This is a genomic window from Streptomyces sp. AK02-01A (assembly GCF_033795305.1).
Classification (GTDB): Bacteria; Actinomycetota; Actinomycetes; order Streptomycetales; family Streptomycetaceae; genus Streptomyces.
Genome location: NZ_JARBAE010000043.1, coordinates 1 through 22,036 on the forward strand (window position 1 = coordinate 1; position 22,036 = coordinate 22,036).

Sequence of the window (22,036 nt, forward strand, 5' to 3'; positions counted from 1 at the left end):
GCGCCCACCCGCACCCGCGTCCCGCGCGCCCCGCGCGCCCCCGTCCTACATTGGATGACAAGCCACCCGCTTCCCAGGCCCGGAGACAGCGATGCCGGTCGTCACCGAAACATCACGCGCGCCCTACGCACTGGAGCCCGACGCCCTGCTCCGGCAGGATCCCGAGATGGCCGAGATCATCCTCGGCGAGGTGCGCCGGCAGTCCGACAGTCTTCAGCTCATCGCCGCGGAGAACTTCAACTCGCCCGCCGTCCTCGCCGCTCTCGGCTCTCCGCTCGCCAACAAATACGCCGAGGGCTATCCCGGCGCCCGTCACCACGGCGGCTGCGAGCTGGTCGACGCCGCCGAGCGGATCGCCGTCGACCGCGCGAAGGCCCTCTTCGGCGCCGAGCACGCCAATGTGCAGCCCCACTCCGGCTCCTCCGCCGTCCTCGCCGCGTACGCCGCGCTGCTGCGGCCCGGTGACACGGTCCTCGCCATGGGCCTGCCGTACGGCGGCCATCTCACCCATGGCGCGCGCGTCAACTTCTCCGGGCGCTGGTTCGACTTCGTCGGCTACGGCGTCGACGAGGCGACCGGCCTGATCGACTACGCGCAGGTGCGGAGCCTGGCGCGCACGCACCGGCCCAAGGCCATCGTCTGCGGCTCGATCTCCTATCCGCGTCACATCGACTACGGCGCGTTCCGCGAGATCGCCGACGAGACCGGTGCCTATCTGATCGCCGACGCCGCCCATCCGATCGGTCTGGTCGCCGGGGGAGCGGCGCCCAATCCGGTGCCGTACGCCGATGTGGTGTGTGCGACAACACACAAGGTGCTGCGCGGGCCCCGCGGCGGGATGATCCTCTGCGGCGCGGAGTACGCCGAGCGCGTCGACCGCGCGGTCTTCCCGTTCACCCAGGGCGGCGCGCAGATGAACGCCGTCGCGGCCAAGGCCGTGGCCTTCGGCGAGGCGGCCGGGCCCGCCTTCACGGCGTACGCGCACCAGGTCGTCGCCAACGCGCGCATGCTCGCCGAGGCGCTGGCCGCGGAGGGCTGTCTGATCACCACGGACGGTACGGACACGCATCTGATCACCGCCGATCCCTCGCCACTCGGCGTGGACGCCAGGACGGCTCGTGGCAGGTTCGCGGCAGCGGGCATCGTGCTGGACACCTGTGCGCTGCCGTACGCCGGCGCGCGCGGAGTGCGTCTCGGCACGGCCGCCGTGACCACTCAGGGCATGGCAGAGGCGCAAATGGCGAGGATCGCGGTGCTCATGACCTCGGCGCTGCATGAGGGCGGCAGAAAGGCTCCTGCGGTCCGTGGCGAGGTACGGGAGCTGGTGGAGCGTTTTCCGCCGTATCGGACGCTTTCCTGAGTGAAACGCACGGCGGCGGGAATCCGTGCAACCATCTCGCTCGTCCCTCTGTCCTGGCTCATATGGTGACTCGGTATCCAACGGTGGGTCCGGCGCGGGCTAGTGTGTGGGGCTGAGATGGCCAGCGATTCCTGTGGGGCAGCCCGTGCGTGATTACCTGCTGACGCTCTGTGTGACGGCGGCGGTGACATACCTGCTGACCGGCCCGGTGCGGAAGTTCGCCATCGCGACCGGAGCGATGCCGGAGATCCGCGCTCGCGACGTTCACCGCGAGCCCACGCCGAGGCTCGGCGGCATCGCCATGTTCTTCGGGCTGTGCGCCGGACTGCTCGTCGCCGACAACCTGCAGAACCTCAACGGTGTCTTCGAGTTGTCCAACGAGCCGCGCGCGCTGCTCTCCGGTGCCGCTCTGATCTGGCTGATCGGCGTCCTGGACGACAAGTTCGAGATCGACGCACTGATCAAGCTCGGCGCGCAGATGATCGCCGCCGGTGTGATGGTGATGCAGGGTCTGACGATCCTGTGGATCCCGGTCCCCGGTGTCGGTACGGTCTCGCTGACCTCCTGGCAGGGCACTCTGCTCACGGTCGCGCTGGTCGTGATCACCATCAACGCGGTCAACTTCGTCGACGGTCTGGACGGCCTCGCGGCCGGCATGGTCTGCATCGCCGCCGCGGCGTTCTTCCTCTACACGTACCGGATCTGGTACGGGTACGGCATCGAGGCGGCCGCTCCGGCCACTCTCTTCGCCGCGATCCTGATGGGCATGTGCGTGGGTTTCCTGCCGCACAACATGCATCCCGCGCGGATCTTCATGGGCGACTCGGGATCGATGCTGATCGGCCTGGTGCTCGCCACGGCCGCGATCTCGGTGACGGGCCAGGTCGACCCCGACGCCCTGAAGATCTTCGAGGGCAGCACCCGGCAGGCCACGCACGCGGCGCTGCCCGTGTTCATCCCGCTGCTGCTGCCGCTGACGATCATCGCGATCCCGGTGGCGGACCTGGTGCTGGCGATCGTGCGCCGTACCTGGAACGGCCAGTCGCCGTTCGCCGCCGACCGCGGTCATCTCCACCACCGGCTGATGGAGATCGGGCATTCGCACAGCAGGTCCGTCCTGATCATGTACTTCTGGTCGGCGCTGATCGCGTTCGGTGTGGTCGCGTACTCGGTGCACTCGGCGTCGATGTGGATCGTGCTGATCGTCGTCGGGCTCAGCGCCGTCGGGCTGGTGCTTCTGCTGCTGCCGCGCTTCACTCCGCGGATCCCGCGCTGGGCGGAGTCGTTCGTGCCGCCGCGCTACCGGCGCCGCAGGCAGCCGCGGGAGACATACGAGGAGACCGTGTCCGGGCTCGGCGATGAGTCACACGAGCCCCAGCAGCCCCACGGAATCCCCGTCGAGCGCACGCCTGTTCCCGCCGGCGTCAACGGAGCGACGGCGCTCGGCGCTCGTTCGCGTTTTCCCGACCGCCGTAAGGCCGGTTCGAGGAACTGATTGTCAGGCCAATCTGCTCATTGAGGCCCAATACCAGACAAGAGCTACTGTTGTCTTGCACACGCGCGCGGAGTAACTCGCATGTGTGACAGTCAGCACACCTCCATGGTAAAGACCTCATCAAATAGTTTGTGATACTGTTCACGAGACCCGGCGACAGAGCCGAAGGACCGTAGTGCGACGGTTCGTTGGCCCGAGAAACCTTCTCTCGGACCGGGCCTACGCTCGTCCATGACGACACCATCTGCCCCACCCAGTCAGCGGAGCTGCCGCCATGCCGTCCAACGACGTCCGGAACCTCCTTCACGCCGCCGTGCCCACCGCTGCCGCCGGCGCGATCGCCGCTGCGGTCAGCGGAGTGGTCGCGGGTGGCAAGGGAGCTCTGGGAGCCGCCGTCGGTGCGCTGGTGGTCATGCTCTTCATGGGCATCGGGTTCGTGGTGCTCCAGCGAACGGCGCGGTCACTCCCGCAGTTGTTCCAGGCGATGGGGCTGATGCTCTACACCGCCCAGCTGTTGCTGCTCTTCGTCTTCGTGGCCCTGTTCAAGGACACCACGTTGTTCCATCCGAAAGCCTTCGCCATCACGCTCGTTGCGGCGACTCTCGTCTGGATCGCCGCTCAGACGCGCGCTCATATGAAGGCCAAGATCCTCTACGTCGAGCCCGAGTCCTCGAAGGCCGGTACGGCCGAGAAGACGGGGTCGTCAACGTGAGGAGTAGGGCCGGGATAAGTAGGCGTTCGAGATCCTGCTATCGTCCGGTGCCAACTGCGGCATTGCGGACGCGGGCATCCGAGCTGACGCCTGTCCTCACGCGAGGCTCAACGCCCGGCCGCCGTCCCCACATCCGTCACACCAGTCCAGTGCCGAACCGCGGCCGTGCGCCGCGCCGACACAACGAGGTTGCCGTACCTATGCGCCATGCTGAAGGAGCCCGCGGTGAGTGCTGACCCGACGCAGGTGCTCGCCTTCGAGACCGACTGTCACATCTTCGACGGGTGTGGCTTCCCGGCACCCGGCCTGCACTCGTTCCTGTTCGAGCCGTTGTTGGGCAACGCGGACAGCAATGTGTATTTCAACAAGCCGATGCTGCTGGCCCTGCTGGGCTCCGTCATCGTCGTGGGCTTCTTCTGGGCCGCTTTCCGTAAGCCGAAGGTGGTCCCGGGCAAGCTGCAGACGGTCGCCGAGATCGGCTACGACTTCGTCCGGCGCGGCATCGTCTACGAGACGATCGGCAAGCGCGAGGGCGAGAAGTATGTCCCGCTGGTGGTCTCACTGTTCTTCTTCGTCTGGATGATGAACCTCTGGTCGATCGTCCCGGTCGCCCAGTTCCCGGTGACGTCGATCATCGCCTACCCGGCGGTACTGGCGGCGATCGTCTATGTGCTCTGGGTCAGCCTGACCTTCAAGCGGCACGGCTTCGTCGGTGCCTTCAAGAACTTCACCGGTTACGACAAGACGCTGGGCCCGGTTCTGCCGCTGGCCATGACGATCGAGTTCTTCTCGAACCTCGTCGTCCGGCCCTTCACCCACGCGGTGCGACTCTTCGCGAACATGTTCGCGGGCCACACACTGCTGCTGCTGTTCACGCTGGCGAGCTGGTACCTGCTGAACGGCATCGGAATCGCGTACGCCGGCGTCTCGTTTGTGATGGTCATCGTGATGACCGCCTTCGAGCTCTTCATCCAGGCTCTTCAGGCGTACGTGTTCGTGCTCCTGACCTGCACCTTCATCCAGGGCGCGCTCGCCGAGCACCACTGATCGCTCCCGCTCCAGACCCCCAAGTCGTCCGGTGGCCAACCCCCATCGGTCCGTGAAAGAGAAGGAAGTTCCGGCATGTCCGCTGTCTCGAACCTCGCCGCTGTCACCGGTGACCTCAAGGCTCTCGGCTCCATCGGCTACGGTCTCGCCGCGATCGGTCCCGGCGTCGGCGTCGGCATCATCTTCGGTAACGGCACCCAGGCCCTGGCCCGGCAGCCCGAGGCCGCCGGTCTGATCCGCGCCAACCAGATCCTCGGCTTCGCCTTCTGTGAGGCGCTCGCCCTCATCGGTCTGGTCATGCCGTTCGTCTACGGCTCGTGATCACACGCCCAGCCCACTAGACGAAAGGCACTGATGTGAACCCCATGGTTCAGCTCGCGGCGGAGGCGGAGTTGGAAAACCCCCTCATCCCGCCGATTCCCGAGCTTGTCATCGGCCTGCTCGCCTTCGTCATCGTCTTCGGCTTCCTTGCCAAGAAGCTCCTCCCGAACATCAACAAGGTTCTGGATGAGCGTCGCGAGGCCATCGAGGGCGGTATGGAGAAGGCCGACGCCGCCAAGACCGAGGCCGAGAGCGTCCTTGAGCAGTACAAGGCTCAGCTCGCCGAGGCCCGTCACGAGGCCGCCCGGCTCCGCCAGGAGGCGACCGAGCAGGGCACCGCGATCATCCAGGAGATGAAGGCGGAAGGCCAGCGACAGCGCGAAGAGATCATCGCCGCCGGTCACACCCAGATCGAGGCGGACCGCAAGGCCGCGGCCAGCGCACTGCGCAGGGACGTGGGCAAGCTCGCCACCGAGCTGGCCGGCAAACTGGTCGGTGAGTCCCTTGAGGAGCACGCCCGCCAGAGCCGCACCGTCGACCGCTTCCTCGACGAGCTTGAGGACGGCGCTTCGAAGGCCGAGGCCACGCGATGAACGGTGCGAGCCGCGAGGCACTGGCCGCGGCGCGTGAGCGCCTCGACGCGCTGACCGACAGCCGTTCGGTCGACGCGGCGAAGCTCGCCGAAGAGCTGGCCGCCGTGACCGCGCTGCTCCACCGTGAGGTGTCGCTGCGTCGGGTCCTGACCGACCCGGCGCAGTCCGGCGAGGCCAAGGCCGATCTGGCCCGGCGCCTGCTGAGCGGCCAGGTGAGCGATGCGACCGCGGACCTGGTCTCCGGCATGGTGCGGTCCCGCTGGTCGCAGCCGCGCGACCTGGTCGACTCGGTGGAGGAGCTTTCCTCCCTCGCCGAGCTGACCGCCGCGCAGCGGTCCGGCGCGCTCGACGACGTCGAGGACGAGCTGTTCCGGTTCGGCCGGATCGTCGAGTCCAGCACCGAACTGCGGGCCGCGCTGACGGACCGGTCGGCAACGGCCGCCGCCAAGACCGCGCTGCTCCGGAGCCTGCTCGGCGGCCGGGCCAATCCGGCCACGGAACGCCTTGTAGTGCGTCTTGTGACACAGCCCCGGGGACGTAGCCTGGAAGCGGGTCTGGAGACCCTGTCCCGGCTCGCCGCGGCGCGCCGGGACCGCATGGTCGCCGTCGTGACCTCGGCGGTAGCGCTCACCGACGGACAGAAGCGGCGCCTCGGCGCCGCACTGGCGAAGCTGTACGGCCGCCCCATGCATCTGAACCTGGACGTGGACCCCGAGGTCCTCGGCGGGATCTCGGTGCGGGTCGGCGACGAGGTCATCAACGGCACGGTCGCGGCCCGCCTCGAAGAGGCGGAACGGCGGCTCGCCGGCTGACGGCCGGCGACAGAACAGAGCAAGAACAGCGGCCCGGTTGGGCCGTGCAGAGACTGCAGAAGATTCCTGGGGTCGCCCCCAGACCCCCAAAGAAACTTCGGGCCCAACAAGGAGAGCAGGGAACCCAGATGGCGGAGCTCACGATCCGGCCGGAGGAGATCCGGGACGCGCTGGAGAACTTTGTCCAGTCGTACAAGCCGGACGCGGCCTCGCGCGAGGAGGTCGGTACGGTCAGCGTGGCCGGCGACGGTATCGCCAAGATCGAGGGTCTGCCCTCGGCCATGGCGAACGAGCTGCTGAAGTTCGAGGACGGCACCCTCGGTCTCGCCCTCAACCTTGAGGAGCGCGAGATCGGTTCGATCATCCTCGGCGAGTTCAGCGGTATCGAGGAGGGGCAGTCGGTCACGCGTACCGGCGAGGTCCTCTCCGTCGCGGTTGGCGAGGGCTACCTGGGTCGCGTTGTCGACCCGCTCGGCAACCCGATCGACGGCCTCGGCGAGATCGAGACCGAAGGACGCCGTGCCCTGGAGCTCCAGGCCCCCGGCGTCATGATCCGTAAGTCGGTCCACGAGCCGATGCAGACCGGCTACAAGGCTGTCGACGCCATGGTGCCGATCGGCCGCGGCCAGCGTCAGCTGATCATCGGCGACCGTCAGACCGGCAAGACCGCTCTGGCCGTCGACACGATCATCAACCAGCGCGACAACTGGCGATCGGGCGACACCAACAAGCAGGTCCGCTGCATCTACGTCGCCATCGGCCAGAAGGGCTCCACCATCGCGTCCGTGCGCGGTGCGCTGGAGGAGGCGGGCGCGCTGGAGTACACGACGATCGTCGCCGCTCCCGCGTCCGACCCGGCCGGCTTCAAGTACCTGGCGCCGTACACCGGCTCGGCCATCGGCCAGCACTGGATGTACCAGGGCAAGCATGTCCTGATCATCTTCGACGACCTCTCGAAGCAGGCCGACGCCTACCGCGCCGTGTCCCTGCTGCTGCGCCGTCCGCCGGGCCGTGAGGCCTACCCGGGCGACGTCTTCTACCTGCACTCGCGTCTGCTGGAGCGCTGCGCCAAGCTCTCCGACGATCTGGGCGCCGGTTCGATGACGGGTCTCCCGATCGTCGAGACGAAGGCCAACGACGTGTCGGCGTTCATCCCGACCAACGTCATCTCCATCACCGACGGCCAGTGCTTCCTTGAGTCCGACCTGTTCAACGCCGGCCAGCGTCCGGCTCTGAACGTCGGTATCTCGGTCTCCCGAGTCGGTGGCTCCGCCCAGCACAAGGCCATGCGGCAGGTCTCGGGCCGGCTCCGGGTGGACCTCGCCCAGTACCGCGAGCTGGAGGCGTTCGCCTCCTTCGGCTCCGACCTGGACGCGGCCTCCAAGGCCTCCCTGGAGCGCGGCAAGCGCATGGTCGAGCTGCTGAAGCAGCCGCAGTACTCGCCGTACCCGGTGGAGGAGCAGGTCGTCTCCGTCTGGGCCGGCACCACCGGCAAGATGGACGACGTCCCGGTCGCCGACATCCGCCGCTTCGAGACCGAGCTGCTGGAGTACCTGCGCCGCGAGCGCAAGGAACTGCTCACCAGCATCGCCGAGGGCGGCAAGATGTCCGACGACACGGTGCAGGCCATCGGCGACGCCATCGCGGCCTTCAAGCAGCAGTTCGAGACCTCGGACGGCAAGCTCCTGGGCGACGACACGCCGGCCGCCAACGTCTCCAAGTGACGACGGAAGGGACCTGACTCATGGGAGCCCAGCTCCGGGTCTACAAGCGTCGCATCCGATCCGTCACCGCGACCAAGAAGATCACCAAGGCGATGGAGATGATCGCCGCCTCGCGCATCGTCAAGGCGCAGCGCCAGGTGGCGGCCTCGACGCCGTACGCGACCGAGCTGACCCGCGCGGTCACCGCGGTGGCGACGGGATCGACGACCAAGCACGCGCTGACCACCGAGGTGGAGTCCCCGGTCCGCGCCGCGGTTCTGCTCATCACGAGCGACCGCGGTCTGGCCGGCGGTTACTCCTCCAACGCCATCAAGGCGGCGGACCAGCTCACCGAGCGGCTCCGTGGTGAGGGCAAGGAGGTCGACTCGTACATCGTCGGCCGCAAGGGTGTCTCCTACTACGGCTTCCGCGAGCGCAAGATCGCGGAGTCGTGGACCGGCTTCACCGACAACCCGACGTACGCGGACGCCAAGAAGGTCGCGGCGCCGCTGATCGAGGCCGTCCAGCGGGACACGGCCGAGGGCGGCGTGGACGAGCTCCACATCGTCTTCACCGAGTTCGTCTCGATGCTGACGCAGACGCCGGTCCAGAACCGGCTGCTGCCTCTCAGCCTTGAGCAGGCGGCCGAGGAGTCCGGCACGAAGGGCGAGATCCTTCCGCTGTTCGACTTCGAGCCGTCGGCGGAGGACGTCCTCGACGCCCTGCTGCCGCGGTACGTCGAGAGCCGTATCTACAACGCGCTGTTGCAGGCCGCCGCTTCCAAGCACGCTGCCACCAGGCGCGCGATGAAGTCGGCGACCGACAACGCCGGGGATCTCATCAAGAGCCTCTCCCGGCTTGCCAACGCGGCCCGCCAGGCCGAAATTACCCAGGAAATCAGCGAGATCGTCGGAGGCGCCAGCGCCCTGGCCGACGCGACCGCGGGGAGTGAAAAATAATGACGACCACTGTTGAGGCGGCCACCTCGGGAAGCACGGCCACGGGCCGTGTCGCCCGGGTCATCGGCCCGGTCGTCGACGTGGAGTTCCCCGTCGACGCGATGCCGGACATCTACAACGCGCTGCACGTCGAGGTCTCCGACCCGGCCGAGGCGGGCAAGAAGAAGACGCTGACCCTCGAAGTCGCCCAGCACCTGGGTGACGGCGTGGTCCGCGCGATCTCGATGCAGCCCACCGACGGTCTGGTCCGCCAGGCCCCGGTGACCAACACGGGCAACGGCATCACCGTGCCCGTCGGTGACGTGACCAAGGGCAAGGTCTTCAACACGCTCGGTCAGATCCTGAACGTGCCGGAGGCCGAGTCTCAGATCACCGAGCGCTGGCCGATCCACCGCAAGGCCCCGGCCTTCGACCAGCTTGAGTCCAAGACCGAGATGTTCGAGACCGGCCTGAAGGTCGTCGACCTGCTGACCCCGTACGTCAAGGGCGGCAAGATCGGTCTGTTCGGTGGTGCGGGCGTCGGCAAGACCGTCCTCATCCAGGAAATGATCATGCGTGTGGCGAATCTGCACGATGGTGTTTCCGTGTTCGCCGGTGTCGGTGAGCGCACCCGTGAGGGCAACGACCTCATCGACGAGATGACCGAGTCGGGCGTCCTGGACAAGACCGCGCTGGTCTTCGGTCAGATGGACGAGCCGCCGGGCACCCGTCTGCGGGTCGCGCTGTCGGCCCTGACCATGGCGGAGTACTTCCGCGATGTGCAGAAGCAGGACGTGCTGCTCTTCATCGACAACATCTTCCGCTTCACCCAGGCCGGTTCCGAGGTCTCCACGCTGCTCGGCCGTATGCCGTCCGCGGTGGGTTACCAGCCGACCCTGGCGGACGAGATGGGTGTGCTCCAGGAGCGCATCACCTCGACCCGTGGTCACTCGATCACCTCGATGCAGGCGATCTACGTGCCGGCCGACGACCTGACCGACCCGGCGCCGGCCACGACCTTCGCGCACCTCGACGCGACGACCGTGCTGTCGCGTCCGATCTCGGAGAAGGGCATCTACCCGGCGGTCGACCCGCTGGACTCGACGTCCCGCATCCTGGACCCGCGTTACATCTCGCAGGATCACTACGACGCGGCCAGCCGCGTCAAGGGAATCCTCCAGAAGTACAAGGACCTCCAGGACATCATCGCGATCCTCGGTATCGACGAGCTGGGCGAGGAGGACAAGCTCGTTGTCCACCGTGCCCGTCGTGTCGAGCGCTTCCTGTCGCAGAACACCCACGCCGCCAAGCAGTTCACCGGCGTGGACGGTTCGGACGTGCCGCTCGACGAGTCGATCACCGCGTTCAACGCGATCTGTGACGGGGAGTACGACCACTTCCCGGAGCAGGCGTTCTTCATGTGCGGTGGCATTGAGGACCTCAAGGCCAACGCCAAGGAGCTCGGCGTCTCCTGAACCGGTTCGGTTCATGGAGGGGGGCGGGTTCGTCCCGCCCCCCTCCGACGCTCTCATCGACACCCCATAGAATTAAGCCCAACACCCGGCTGAACGGCCGGGTGGTGACCCGAGGAGCCACCCTTGGCTGCTGAGCTGCATGTCGAGCTGGTCGCCGCGGACCGTAGTGTCTGGTCCGGCGAGGCCACCCTGGTCGTCGCGCGCACCGCGTCCGGCGACATCGGCGTCATGCCCGGTCACCAGCCGCTGCTCGGTGTGCTGGAGTCGGGCCCGGTGACCATTCGTACGAGTGACGGTGAAACGGTCGTGGCCGCTGTGCACGGCGGTTTCATCTCGTTCGCCGACAACAAGCTTTCGCTGCTGGCGGAGATCGCCGAGCTTGCGGATGAGATCGACGCCCAGCGCGCGGAGCGTGCGCTGGAACGTGCGCGGTCGGGTGACGACGCCGCCGCCGAGCGGCGCGCCGACGTCCGGATGCGTGCGGTGGCGGTGCGCTAGCGCACCACTCAAAGGTGTGACAGCTGTGTGCCCGGCTTGACGGCCGGGGCCCGGGGTTTGCCCCTCGGGAAGGACACAGCACCCTCAGCCGCGGCCCTGGCTGGACTCTCCAGACCGGGTCGCGGCTGAGGCAATGCGGGTGCGGTTCCTGTTCCGGTACTGGATGAGGCGAGGAGGTCGGTGTTGATGATCCTCGCTCTGCTCGTGTGCGGACTGGTCGTCGTACTGGTTGCGGTGGGGCTCTTCGTCTTCGGTCTGCGCCGGCGGCTGATCCAGCGCTCCGGCGGGACGTTCGACTGCAGTCTGCGCTGGAATGTGCCGGAGGAGACGGATCTCTCCGGCAAGGGCTGGGTGTACGGCGTCGCCCGCTACAACAGCGACCGGATCAACTGGTTCCGGGTCTTCTCGTACGCTCCGCGCCCGCGCCGCACTCTGGAGCGCTCCGCCATCGAGGTGCTGTCGCGCCGTGCGCCTCAGGGCGAGGAGGAACTGGCCCTGCTCTCCGACGCGGTCATCCTCGGCTGCGCGCACCGGGGCGTCCGCCTTGAGCTGGCGATGAGCGACGACGCGCTCACCGGCTTTCTCGCCTGGCTGGAGGCGGCGCCGCCAGGACAGCGTGTGAATGTGGCCTGAGACGGCGCACATGACGACCTGAGCGGTGGACATGACGACCTGAGCAGGGATGAAGGGGGCGGCGCCCGAGCGCCGCCCCCTTCACCCGTCTCTCCGGCCGGATCCGGTCCGGGCTCTCCGGCCGGTCGTTACGCGAGCCTGACGGTTACGCGAGCCCGCTGTTGATCGCGGTCACCAGTTCGCCGTTGGCGGTGTCACCGGTGAAGTCCCAGAAGAAGGCGCCTCCCAGGCCCTGCTGCTTCGCCCAGCTCATCTTGCCCGCGATGGTGGCCGGGGTGTCGTAGCTCCACCAGTTGGTGCCGCAGTGGGCGTACGCGGTGCCGCCGACCGTGCCGGTGGCCGGGCAGGTGTTCTTGAGGACCTTGTAGTCCTCGATGCCCGCCTCGTACGTGCCGGGAGCGGCGCCGGTCGCGGTGCCGCCCGGCGCGGACTGCGTCACGCCGGTCCAGCCGCGGCCGTAGAAGCCGATGCCGAGCAGCAGCTTGTTCGCCGGTACGCCCTGCGCCTTGAACTTGGCTATCGCCTCGGCGGAGTTGAAGCCCGCCTGCGGGATGCCCGGGTACGAGGTGAGCGGCGAGTGCGGGGCCGTCGGGCCCTGCGCGGCGAAGGCGCCGAAGAAGTCGTACGTCATGACGTTGAACCAGTTCATGTACTGGGCCGCGCCCGCGTAGTCGACCGCGTCGATCTTGCCGCCGGCCGAGGCGTCCGCCGTGACGGCGGCCGTGACCAGGTTGTTGGCGCCGAACTTGGCCCGCATGGCCTGCATCATGTTCTTGAACGAGGCGGCGCCGCTGGTGTCACAGGACAGACCACAGGCGTTCGGGTACTCCCAGTCCAGGTCGATGCCGTCGAAGACATCGGCCCAGCGCGGGTCCTCCACCAGGTCGTAGCAGGACTGGGCGAACGCCGTCGGGTTCTTCACGGCGTCCGGGAAGCCGCCGGACCAGGTCCAGCCGCCGAAGGACCAGAGGACCTTGATGTTCGGGTACTGGGCCTTGAGCTTGCGGAGCTGGTTGAAGTTTCCGCGCAGCGGCTGGTCCCAGGTGTCGGCGACGCCGTCGACGGCCTGGTCGGCGGTGTACGCCTTGTCGGTCGCCGCGTAGGCGTCACCCATGGCGCACTTGCCGCCGGTGACATTGCCGAACGAGTAGTTGATGTGTGTGATCTTGGCCGCGGAACCGGAGCTCACCAGGTTCTTGACGTGGTAGTTCCGGTCGTAGACGCCCCACTCGGTGAAGTAGCCGAGCTTGACCTTGCTGCTGGGGCCGGGGTCGGTGCCGCCGCCGCCCGTGGTGCGGACCGCGCGGGCGCCGCTGACCGGACCGGTCTGGTCGGCCGTGTCACGCGCCTGGACCGTGTACGAGTAGTCGGTGCCCGCGGTGAGACCGGTGTTGGTGTACGTGGTGCCGGTGACCGTGGCGATCTTCGAGCCGCCCCGCAGGACGTCGTAGTTCTTGATGCCCTTGTCGTCCGTCGCCGCGGACCAGCTCAGCTTGACCGAGGTGTTGGTGATGTCGCTCGCGGTCGGAGTGCCCGGAGCGGACGGCGGGTTGTCGCCGGGGACGCTGGGTCCGCCGTCGCACGAGGCGCCGTTGAGCTTGCAGCCGGACGGCGCTCCGCCGCCGGCACCGTTGAAGCCGAAGCTCACCGAGGCGCCCGGAGCGAGCGTCCCGTTCCACGACTTGTTCTTGGCGGTCCAGTGGTTGGCCGAGCCGGTGATGTCGGCGTCCCAGCCCGAGGTGACGGAGGTACCGGAGGGGAAGTCCCACTCCACGGTCCAGGAGCTGAGGCTGGTGGTGCCGGTGTTCTTCACCGTCCACTTGCCCTCGAAGCCCGAACCCCAGTCGGACGTCTTGGCGTAGGTGGCCGTCGCCGAGGTGGCGGCCTCGGCGGGAGAGGCCAGCCCGACCATGGCGGCCAGCGGAAGCAGCAGCGCGGTGAGGCCCGCGACGGTTCTGGATCTGAAGCGGAATCTGTGGAGTGCGGATTGCGTGTTCAAGCGTGCTCCTCAGGTGAGTACCGGACAATCCGGGGGTGGTCCGTGACTGCTCACCCTGCGACGGCTCACCGCAGTGTGTGCGGTGAGAGTAGGAAGGTCTGGACCACTCGTCAATAGGTCCAGACCAAAGGTGGCCGTCCGGATCGGACGGCCAACTCCCGCGCGGGAAAGGCGGCTTGCGCCGCGGTGGTACTCGGAGCGTGGTCTCAGCGCTCGCCGCCCGGCACCCACAGCACGTCTCCGAGCTGCTTGTTGGCGGTACGGGCCAGGATGAACAGGAGATCGGAGAGCCGGTTCAGATACGTCGCCGTCAGCGCGTTCATCACGGCGCCGTGCGTGTCGAGCGCCGCCCAGGTCGAGCGCTCGGCGCGCCGTACGACGGTGCACGCCTGGTGCAGCAGCGCCGCTCCCGGTGTGCCGCCGGGCAGGATGAAGCTGCGCAGCTTCTCCAGGCCCTCCAGAAAGCTGTCGCAGTCCGCCTCCAGCTTGTCGATGTACGTCTGCTCGACGCGCAGCGGCGGGAACTCGGGCTTCTCCACCACCGGAGTGGCGAGGTCCGCGCCCACGTCGAAGAGGTCGTTCTGGACGCGGACGAGGACCTTGACGACATCCTCGGAGAGCTGTCCCAGCGCGATGGCCGTACCGATGACGGCGTTGGCCTCATTGACGTCGGCGTACGCGGCGATCCGCAGATCGGTCTTGGCGGTCCGGCTCATGTCTCCGAGCGCGGTCGTGCCCTTGTCGCCGGTGCGGGTGTAGATGCGCGTCAGATTGACCATACGGCCAGCCTAAGGTCTGTCCGGCGAGGACCGGGCAGGGCGCCGCCGGACCGGTGTGGCCGCCCGTAAGGGCGACCCGTACCGCGTCGGCCGGACAGCGGAAACCGATGGAGCGCCCACAAGCCGACCAGGGCTCAAGTACGCGGCGGGCGGAGCCTGATGGCGCACCCGGGTGTGATGTCCGTCATGTGAGACGTGACGCGCATCTCTTCACCGCCACACGGCCGTCCGTGAACGCTAACCTCCGGCAGAGCAGGCAAATGTAAACCCGGCGTTAAGGCCGGAGAGGGATCAAGGGGTGCGTCGTGGCCAGGAAGCTCGCCGTCATCGGGGCCGGACTCATGGGATCCGGGATCGCGCAGGTCTCGGCCCAGGCGGGCTGGGACGTGGTGCTGCGTGATGTCACCGACGCGGCGCTGGCCCGGGGGATCGACGGCATCAGGGCCTCGTACGGCAGGTTTGTCGCCAAGGGCAAGCTCGAAGAGGCCGACGCGGACGCGGCGCTCGCCCGTATCACCACGACCACCGACCTCGACGCCGTGGCCGACGCGGACATCGTGGTCGAGGCCGTCTTCGAGAAGCTCGACGTGAAGCACGAGATCTTCCGGGCGCTCGACAAGCTGGTACGCGACGAGGCCGTCCTCGCCTCCAACACCTCCGCCATCCCGATCACGAAGATCGCGGCCGTGACCGAGCGGCCGGAGCGTGTCGTCGGGACGCACTTCTTCTCGCCCGTGCCGATGATGCGGCTCTGCGAGCTGGTGCGCGGCTACAAGACGAGCGACGAAACCCTCGCCGCCGCCCGTGAGTTCGCGGAGTCGGTGGGCAAGACCTGCATTGTCGTCAACCGCGATGTGGCCGGTTTTGTGACCACCCGGCTGATCTCCGCCCTCGTCGTCGAGGCCGCCAAGCTCTACGAGTCGGGCGTCGCGTCCGCCGAGGACATCGACACGGCCTGCAGGCTGGGGTTCGGACACGCCATGGGCCCGCTGGCCACCGCCGACCTGACCGGGGTCGACATCCTGCTCCACGCGACCGGCAACATCTACACCGAGTCCCAGGACGAGAAGTTCGCACCGCCGGAGCTGATGCGCCGGATGGTGGACGCGGGTGACATCGGCCGCAAGAGCGGGCAGGGCTTCTACAAGCACTGAAGCCGCCTCGGCCGTACCGGTGTCACGTCACAGGGTGATTTCGGTATCGGTTCGCTTACGGACGGCAACTTCTCCGGCTGATCGGCCGTCAGTTGTTGAAAGAACCAAGACAGAACAGACACGGAGCACGAAAGCACTCTCGGGGAGCGCATATGCACATCAGGGGCGACCACGCCGAGCTGGTCGTCGAGGGCCGCCTCGACGTCCGCAGCGCGGCGGACGCCCGTACGGTCCTGCACTCGGCCGTCGACGACGGAGTCGGCGATCTCGTGCTCGACCTGACCGATCTGGATTCCTGGGACGCCACCGGACTCGGCGTCATCATGGGAGTCCACCGGCGTGCGGGGCGGTGTGGCCGCAGACTTGTGCTCCGCGGCGTCCCGCCGCAGATGCAGCGGCTGCTGGTCGCCACCCGATTGCACCGCATTCTCGCCATCGAGGGTGGAATCGCCGCAGAGTCCCTTCCGCGGGTCTGACCCGGTCCACACCGCCCAATCCTCACAAGAGTGTGACGTCTTGGACGGGGTGGCACCCCGGCTGTTCACGGACAACGTGCGGAGGTCTAGGGTTCGGGCCGTCTGCCGATTGACGGACCCACGGAGCAGGCACCGGACCAGAAGCGACAGATGGGCGTGCGAGGCCGGGGGGCAACGGCACGCCACGATCTGGGGGACTTTCACCATGGACCCGATGAGCCGGGGACCGGAAGAGAACAGCCGCGACGACGAACGCCTCGGCGAGGAGCGTCCCGGTGGCGAACGCGCCGACGAGAGCGGCGGACCGCGACGTCCGCCGCGCGTCATGATCACACCGGCGATCACAGCCGCGCTCTCACCCGCGCCCGCACCCGCGATCACACCCGCCCTGGGACATCTCAAGGGCGCCGGTTCCACCACGCCACCGCCCGCCCGCACGGTCGAGCTGATCTCCGGTGACTTCCTGCTGACCGTCAACCCGGTCGACGGCAGCGAGATCGAGCTCTGCCCGCCGGGCCGGCGAGCCGCCGCGCCCGCCCGGCGCGACGCCCAGGAGCGCGCCGATCTCCAGCGCGCCGGCCGGCCGCCCGTACCGCCGGGACCCGCCGCGCCGCCGCTCCCGCTGCTGGAGCGTCAGGAGGAACGCGCCCGGCTGACGGAACTGCTGGGACGGGGCCGCTCCGTACGGCTCACCGGCGCCGCCGGTTCCGGACGTACCGCGCTGCTCGAAGCCGTGGCGGCGGACTGCGCGGATCTCGCACCGGACGGAGTCGTACGCCTCTCCGGTCATCACCGCACCACCACCGAGCTGCTGTACGAGCTGTACGCCGCGGTCAACAAGTCCGCGCTCCGGAGGCCCGACCGCGCCGCACTGCTCGAACTGGTCCATGACATCGGCGCGGTCGTCGTCCTGGACGATCTGGAGCTGGGCGGAGAGGCGCTCGACGAACTGCTGCGCGCGACTCCCGAATGCGCCTATCTGCTCGCCGCCGGCCCCGACACCGACCAGCCCTCGGCGGACGCGAGCCTGGAGGAGGTCGCTCTCGGCGGACTGGGCCGGAGCGCCTCACTGGAGCTGCTGGAGCGTGCCGTCGAACGGCCGCTCACCGACGAGGAGGCGAACTGGGCGGGTGACCTCTGGTTCGAGTCCGAGGGCCTGCCGCTGCGTTTCGTCCAGGCGGGAGCCCTGCTGCGGCAGCGCGACCGGCTGCGCGGCAGGGCCGAGGCGTTCGACGAGTTCGAGCCCTTCGAGCGGCCCACCGGCGAGGCGCAGTTCGGCGTGCCCGGCGTGCCCGACGGATACGACATACCTCTGCCCTCTCTCGGAGAGGGCGCGGCGCCGGCCGCTCTGCTCGCCTCGCGGCTGAGCGAAGCCGCTCGCGCCACCCTGCGGTTCGCCGTCGCGCTCGGCGGTGAAGTCCCGCACCAGGCGCATCTGCCCGCACTGGTGGGTGACACGCACGCGGACGCCGCGCTCGGCGAACTGATGAACTGCGCGCTGCTGACGCCGGTCGGTCCGCGCTACCGGCTCGCTCCCGGCGTCGCCGCGCAGCTTGAGGAGAAGGGATACGGCGACGACGCCGTGGCCCACGCGCACACCGCCGCGCAGCACTACGCCTGGTGGACCGGACATCCCTCGGTCACACCCGAGCGCGTCACCGCCGAGGCGGACGCCATCCTCGCCGCGATGGCGCCGCTGGTGCCGGGCCAGGAGTCAGGACACCCGAGCGCGGCCGTACTGCTGGCCCGCAGCGCCGCTCCGGCCTTCCTGGCGGGCCTGCACTGGGGCGCCTGGGAGCGGGCCCTGCGAGTCGGCTCCGAGGCCGCCAGGCTCGCCGGAGAGGTCGCCGAAGAGGCGTACTTCCACCATGAGTTGGGCGTGCTCGCGCTCTGCGTCGGAAATCTGGACCGGGCCCGCGCCGAGCTGGAGGCATCGATCGGCATGCGCGGGGCCGTCGCCGACAAGAGCGGCACGGTCGCCGGACGACGGGCGCTGGCCCTGGTCGCGGACCGCGAGGGAGCGCGGCCCGGCGGCCGGCCGTCCGCTGCCGAGGACACCGCCGGACGGTTCGACACGCCCGTGTCGCCCTACGGCGGCGCACCGGCGACCGTCGGCGGCAACCTGCCCGCGCTGCCCGCCCTGCCCGGCTCCGGCGACGGCACGGCGCTGGTCACCCGGCGCGACACGCCCGCGCTCGGTGCCGCGCCCCGTACCACCACCGGCGCCCAGTCCGCCGTCAAACCACCGGTACCGGCTCGCCGTACCGCGCTCGGCGGCGCCCGCCGCAACCTGGTCGCGGCCGGCGCGGGCGCGGTGCTCGCGGTCGTACTCGGCACGGTGGTGACGCTCGGCGCGACCTCGGGCAACGACAGCGCGCAGTTGGACAAGATCAGGACGGACCAGTCCGCCGACCCGGACGAGGCCGACGGCGGCGACGGCGGACTGCCGGTGGACCAGCCCGCCGACAGCTCCACCCGGCATCCCGGCGGCAGTCAGTCCGAGCAGGGCCTGCCGGGGCCGGCGGACAGCGGCACTCCCTCGGGAACGGCCTCCGCCTCCGGCAGTCCCTCCGACGACGACTCGTCTCCCGGTGACAGCTCGTCGACACCGGGCACGCCGGCCGACCCGCCGACAAAGCCGACGAAGCCGACAAAGCCGTCGACGGGTCATCCCACGCCGTCCGGCACGCCGTCCTCGACTCCTCCCGGCGAGGAGCCGCCCTCGGAGGAGCCGACCGACCCGCCGTCGGAAACCCCGCCTCCGTCGTCGCCCCAGACCTCGGCGAGCGGTCCGGCCCCGAGCCTCAGCGCGAGCGCGCCCGAGTCCACCGGCGCGACGGTCTCCACGGCGCCGACGTCGTCCGGGAGCGTGTCGGCGTAAGCGTGTCGGCGTAGAAGCGCCGGCGCGCGGTCCAGAGAGGCCCGCACACAGGAACGGGACACCGCCGTGTGGCGGTGTCCCGTCGCCGTACGCGGTCCTGACGGCGCGTCGCGGTCAGAACAGGCGGAGCTTGTCGTCCTCGATGCCGCGCAGTCCGTCGTAGTCCAGGACGACACAGCCGATACCGCGGTCCGTCGCCAGGACCCGCGCCTGCGGCTTGATCTCCTGGGCCGCGAACAGGCCCTTCACCGGCGCGAGATGGGGATCGCGGTTCAGCAGCTCCAGATAGCGCGTGAGCTGCTCCACGCCGTCGATCTCGCCGCGCCGCTTGATCTCCACGGCCACGGTCACTCCGTCGGCGTTCCGGCACAGGATGTCCACCGGGCCGATGGCCGTGGGATATTCGCGGCGGATCAGGCTGTAGCCCTCGCCGAGTGTCTCGATACGGTCCGCGAGAAGCTCCTGGAGGTGTGCTTCCACGCCGTCCTTGATGAGGCCCGGGTCGACGCCCAGCTCATGGGAGGAATCGTGGAGGACTTCCTCCATGGTGATGATCAGTTTCTCGCCCGCTTTGTTCACGACCGTCCAGACACCGGCGTCCTCGCCCGCGCCCTCCTTCAGCGTGCACGGCGGCGACATCCAGTTGAGCGGTTTGTACGCCCGGTCGTCGGCGTGGATCGACACGCTGCCGTCGGCCTTGACCAGGATGAGACGGGGAGCGGAGGGCAAATGGGCGGTGAGCCGGCCCGCGTAGTCGACGGAGCAGCGGGCGATGACGAGACGCATGGTCCGCAACGCTACTCGACGGGCACCGCCGCGCGCGATTCGCCCCGGAAGCACCCTTCGTTTCTGGCCGGTTGTGTTCCCATTCTCCTGGTGCGGTCCGGACAGCGCGCCTAACGTGGATGCAGGAGGTCGCCGGTCGTGCACGCTGCGTCGTCGGCGCCTTCTTCCCTGCCCGTAAGGCCCCGCTTCCCGGGGTCGCGAGAGGAGAACCCATGTCGCTCGACGTCTCACCGGCGCTGTTGGACCAGGCCGAGCGAGGCGAGGTCGACGAAGCGGCTTTCGTCGACTGCGTCCGGACCTCCCTGCCCTTCGCATGGGAGATGATCAGCTCTCTGGTGGCACAGCTGAAGGTGGACGGTGGACAGTTCGCCGACAACCAGACGCCTCCGCCGGACGAGCATGCACGTGGACAACTGCTGCGTGCGCTCGCGAGTGATGCCATTCGCGGCGCGCTGCAGCGGCACTTCGGAGTGCGTCTCGCCTTCCAGAACTGCCACCGCGTCGCGGTGTTTCCGCTGGACTCCTCGGTCGATGAGCGGCTCGCCCGCTTCACCTCGGTGAGGGCCCAGCTTCTCAACCAGTCTCCAGAACTGCGGGACTGCTGACGTCGCTTGCTGCCGCTCCGCACCGCGAGAGATGCCCTGGGGTGCCGGAGCGGCAGCAACCCGTATCCGTACGAGCGCTGTGTGCCCCATCGGCGGGCGCACGGCTCCTGTCCGCACGACCACGGCCGGACCGGTCAGGTCAGCAGCGGCAGGACCTCGGTCCCCAGCCGCCGTACGTTCTCCTCCGTCGTCGCCAGATCGCCGGAGCCCTCCACGAGCAGTGCGAACCGGCTGATGCCGGTACGCTCCGCGGTGGCCGCGAGCCGGTCCGCGGCCAGCCGGGGCGGTCCGACGGGATGCAGACCGCACAGCAGGTCCGTGTACTCCACCGGGTCCCGCATCGACCTGGGCCTGCCGTCGACCGTCACATGAGCGCCGAGTCCCTGCCGCAGCCAGCCGGGCATCGCCTTGGCGAGAGACTCCGTCGCCTCGTCCCGGCAGTCCGCGATCTGCGCCACTCCGGCGGACACATGCGCGGCGTCCGCGATCTCCGGAGCCGTGCGACCCACGGCGCGGGCATGGGCCTGCCAGAGGCCGACCATCTCCGCCTTCTCGTCGTCGCCGCAGTGCATCCCCAGCAGCATCGGCAGGCCGAGTTCGGCGGCGAGCTTCACACTCTTCGGCGAGGTACAGGCCACGATCACCTCAGGACCGCCGCGGTCGCCGGCCGTGTCGATGGCGTCCGCGCGTGTGTCTATCAATTCGTCCGGCCGTGGCACGACGGCGACCTCACGGAAACGGAAGCGCTCACCGGAAGCCGACACCCGGCGCTCGCGCAGCCAGCGCAGCAGCAGCTCCAGCGCCTCGGGGAAATGCCGCTCGTAGGCGCTCAGACCGGTGCCGAAGACCTCCAGATCGACCCAGGGCCCGCCCCGGCCCACGCCGAGCGAGAACCGCCCGCCGGAGAGGAGATGGAGCAGCGCGGCCTGCTCGCCCAGCGCCACCGGATGTACGTTCGGCAACACGCTGACCGCCGTACCCACCCGGATGTGGCTGGTGCGTCCGAGGAGCACTCCGGCCAGTGTCACGGCCGACGGGCACACGCCGTACGGTACGAAATGGTGCTCGGCGACCCAGACCGAGTCGAGCCCCGATTCCTCGCCGAGCTCGGCGGTGCGCACCGCCCGGTGCAGCGCCTCTCCCTGTCCCTGGCCCGGGAACTGCGCCGCCAGTACAAAAGCTCCAACACGCATCGCCTGCTGCCTCCTTGCGGCTCACGCGACTCCCCCTACTGGCAACAACGCCTGACACGTGCCAAAGGCACGGGCGGAGCGTGAAGTTCTTGCGATTGTCCGGTAAGTGCCTTCTGTGGGTCGGGCGGTCTTGTCCGGAGCGGGACAGGTACCCACAGCTACGGGCCGTAGGCTGGAGAGGAACCGTGCTGTCTGCCCCGTGAGGTGTCCTGTGTCCCCGCGCCGCAACCGCCCCCGAGGCGGCGAGAAACCGATCGAGCGTGCCGGTGACGCGGGGGATCGGTACGGCGGCTTCCAGCGGTCGGAGTCCTGGCAGGGCGAGGAGTGGTCGGTCCGCCATGTCGCCGGAGCGAGCGCCGCCGGCAAGCGCTACCGCTGCCCCGGCTGCGACCAGGAGATCCCGTCCGGTGTGGCACATGTGGTGGCGTGGCCCGAGTACGGCGGAGTGGAGGACCGGCGCCACTGGCACCAGGCGTGCTGGAACGCGAAGGACCGCCGCACCTCACGGGTGCAGCGGTCCAGGAACGCGCCGAGATACTGAGCCGTCCGGCGCCGGGCGCCGGACAGGGCCCCGCG

General features: G+C 68.9%; 21 protein-coding genes. 17 read left to right on the forward strand and 4 right to left on the reverse strand.

Annotated elements, in window-relative coordinates; translation table 11 throughout:
* Positions 1-91: 91 nt before the first annotated feature.
* From glyA to PV679_RS29285, 12 genes are all read left to right on the forward strand, one after another.
* Entirely contained in the window at positions 92-1,360 is a 1,269-nt protein-coding gene (gene glyA, locus PV679_RS29230; RefSeq protein WP_319683516.1) for a serine hydroxymethyltransferase, read from the forward strand.
* 145 nt (positions 1,361-1,505) lie between these two features.
* Entirely contained in the window at positions 1,506-2,855 is a 1,350-nt protein-coding gene (locus tag PV679_RS29235) for an MraY family glycosyltransferase (RefSeq protein ID WP_319683517.1), read from the forward strand.
* A 274-nt stretch (positions 2,856-3,129) separates the two neighbouring features.
* Positions 3,130-3,567, forward strand: coding sequence for a hypothetical protein (locus PV679_RS29240; RefSeq protein ID WP_319683518.1), 438 nt, complete (start codon positions 3,130-3,132; stop codon positions 3,565-3,567).
* A gap of 210 nt (positions 3,568-3,777) precedes the next feature.
* The gene (atpB, locus tag PV679_RS29245; protein WP_319683594.1) at positions 3,778-4,614 is read left to right on the forward strand and encodes a F0F1 ATP synthase subunit A; all 837 of its coding nucleotides are present in this window, start codon (positions 3,778-3,780) and stop codon (positions 4,612-4,614) included.
* 75 nt (positions 4,615-4,689) lie between these two features.
* Positions 4,690-4,935: a F0F1 ATP synthase subunit C gene (locus PV679_RS29250; protein ID WP_319683520.1), complete on the forward strand. Its 246-nt coding sequence runs from the start codon at positions 4,690-4,692 to the stop codon at positions 4,933-4,935.
* Between the two features lie 35 nt (positions 4,936-4,970).
* The gene (locus PV679_RS29255) at positions 4,971-5,528 is read left to right on the forward strand and encodes a F0F1 ATP synthase subunit B (protein WP_319683522.1); all 558 of its coding nucleotides are present in this window, start codon (positions 4,971-4,973) and stop codon (positions 5,526-5,528) included.
* Entirely contained in the window at positions 5,525-6,340 is an 816-nt protein-coding gene (locus PV679_RS29260; RefSeq protein WP_319683523.1) for a F0F1 ATP synthase subunit delta, read from the forward strand. Before PV679_RS29255 ends, PV679_RS29260 begins: the two co-directional genes overlap by 4 nt.
* Positions 6,341-6,468: 128 nt before the next feature.
* Positions 6,469-8,064, forward strand: a complete 1,596-nt coding sequence (gene atpA / locus PV679_RS29265; protein ID WP_319683524.1) for a F0F1 ATP synthase subunit alpha — start codon at positions 6,469-6,471, stop codon at positions 8,062-8,064.
* 20 nt (positions 8,065-8,084) lie between these two features.
* On the forward strand, positions 8,085-9,002 hold the full coding sequence (locus tag PV679_RS29270) for a F0F1 ATP synthase subunit gamma (RefSeq protein WP_319683525.1): 918 nt from the start codon (positions 8,085-8,087) through the stop codon (positions 9,000-9,002).
* The gene (gene atpD, locus PV679_RS29275) at positions 9,002-10,456 is read left to right on the forward strand and encodes a F0F1 ATP synthase subunit beta (RefSeq protein WP_319683526.1); all 1,455 of its coding nucleotides are present in this window, start codon (positions 9,002-9,004) and stop codon (positions 10,454-10,456) included. Before PV679_RS29270 ends, atpD begins: the two co-directional genes overlap by 1 nt.
* 123 nt (positions 10,457-10,579) lie before the next feature.
* The gene (locus PV679_RS29280) at positions 10,580-10,954 is read left to right on the forward strand and encodes a F0F1 ATP synthase subunit epsilon (protein ID WP_319683527.1); all 375 of its coding nucleotides are present in this window, start codon (positions 10,580-10,582) and stop codon (positions 10,952-10,954) included.
* Between the two features lie 186 nt (positions 10,955-11,140).
* Entirely contained in the window at positions 11,141-11,587 is a 447-nt protein-coding gene (locus PV679_RS29285) for a DUF2550 domain-containing protein (RefSeq protein WP_319683528.1), read from the forward strand.
* Positions 11,588-11,732: 145 nt separating this feature from the next.
* On the opposite strand, the gene PV679_RS29290 is transcribed toward PV679_RS29285, so the two are convergent.
* Both PV679_RS29290 and PV679_RS29295 read right to left on the reverse strand, forming a co-directional pair.
* Complete coding sequence (locus PV679_RS29290) at positions 11,733-13,499, reverse strand: glycoside hydrolase family 18 chitinase (protein ID WP_319683595.1); 1,767 nt, start codon at positions 13,497-13,499, stop codon at positions 11,733-11,735.
* Between the two features lie 293 nt (positions 13,500-13,792).
* A complete protein-coding gene (locus tag PV679_RS29295; RefSeq protein WP_319683529.1) occupies positions 13,793-14,365 on the reverse strand; it encodes a cob(I)yrinic acid a,c-diamide adenosyltransferase in 573 nt (190 codons plus the stop codon).
* 305 nt (positions 14,366-14,670) lie between these two features.
* Here PV679_RS29295 and PV679_RS29300 point away from each other — a divergent pair, with 305 nt between their 5' ends.
* From PV679_RS29300 to PV679_RS29310, 3 genes are all read left to right on the forward strand, one after another.
* The gene (locus tag PV679_RS29300; protein WP_319683531.1) at positions 14,671-15,519 is read left to right on the forward strand and encodes a 3-hydroxyacyl-CoA dehydrogenase family protein; all 849 of its coding nucleotides are present in this window, start codon (positions 14,671-14,673) and stop codon (positions 15,517-15,519) included.
* Between the two features lie 152 nt (positions 15,520-15,671).
* Entirely contained in the window at positions 15,672-15,995 is a 324-nt protein-coding gene (locus PV679_RS29305; protein WP_319683533.1) for an STAS domain-containing protein, read from the forward strand.
* Positions 15,996-16,200: 205 nt separating this feature from the next.
* Entirely contained in the window at positions 16,201-18,876 is a 2,676-nt protein-coding gene (locus PV679_RS29310) for an ATP-binding protein (protein ID WP_416069832.1), read from the forward strand.
* 114 nt (positions 18,877-18,990) lie between these two features.
* Here PV679_RS29310 and nucS read toward each other — a convergent pair whose 3' ends face one another.
* On the reverse strand, positions 18,991-19,662 hold the full coding sequence (gene nucS / locus PV679_RS29315) for an endonuclease NucS (RefSeq protein WP_319683536.1): 672 nt from the start codon (positions 19,660-19,662) through the stop codon (positions 18,991-18,993).
* 212 nt (positions 19,663-19,874) lie between these two features.
* Between nucS and PV679_RS29320 the strand changes: the two genes are divergently transcribed.
* Complete coding sequence (locus tag PV679_RS29320) at positions 19,875-20,267, forward strand: SCO5389 family protein (protein WP_319683537.1); 393 nt, start codon at positions 19,875-19,877, stop codon at positions 20,265-20,267.
* A 134-nt stretch (positions 20,268-20,401) separates the two neighbouring features.
* On the opposite strand, the gene PV679_RS29325 is transcribed toward PV679_RS29320, so the two are convergent.
* Positions 20,402-21,460, reverse strand: a complete 1,059-nt coding sequence (locus PV679_RS29325; RefSeq protein WP_319683538.1) for an LLM class flavin-dependent oxidoreductase — start codon at positions 21,458-21,460, stop codon at positions 20,402-20,404.
* Positions 21,461-21,671: 211 nt separating this feature from the next.
* Here PV679_RS29325 and PV679_RS29330 point away from each other — a divergent pair, with 211 nt between their 5' ends.
* Positions 21,672-22,001, forward strand: a complete 330-nt coding sequence (locus PV679_RS29330; RefSeq protein WP_319683539.1) for an ATP/GTP-binding protein — start codon at positions 21,672-21,674, stop codon at positions 21,999-22,001.
* Positions 22,002-22,036 lie beyond the last annotated feature (35 nt).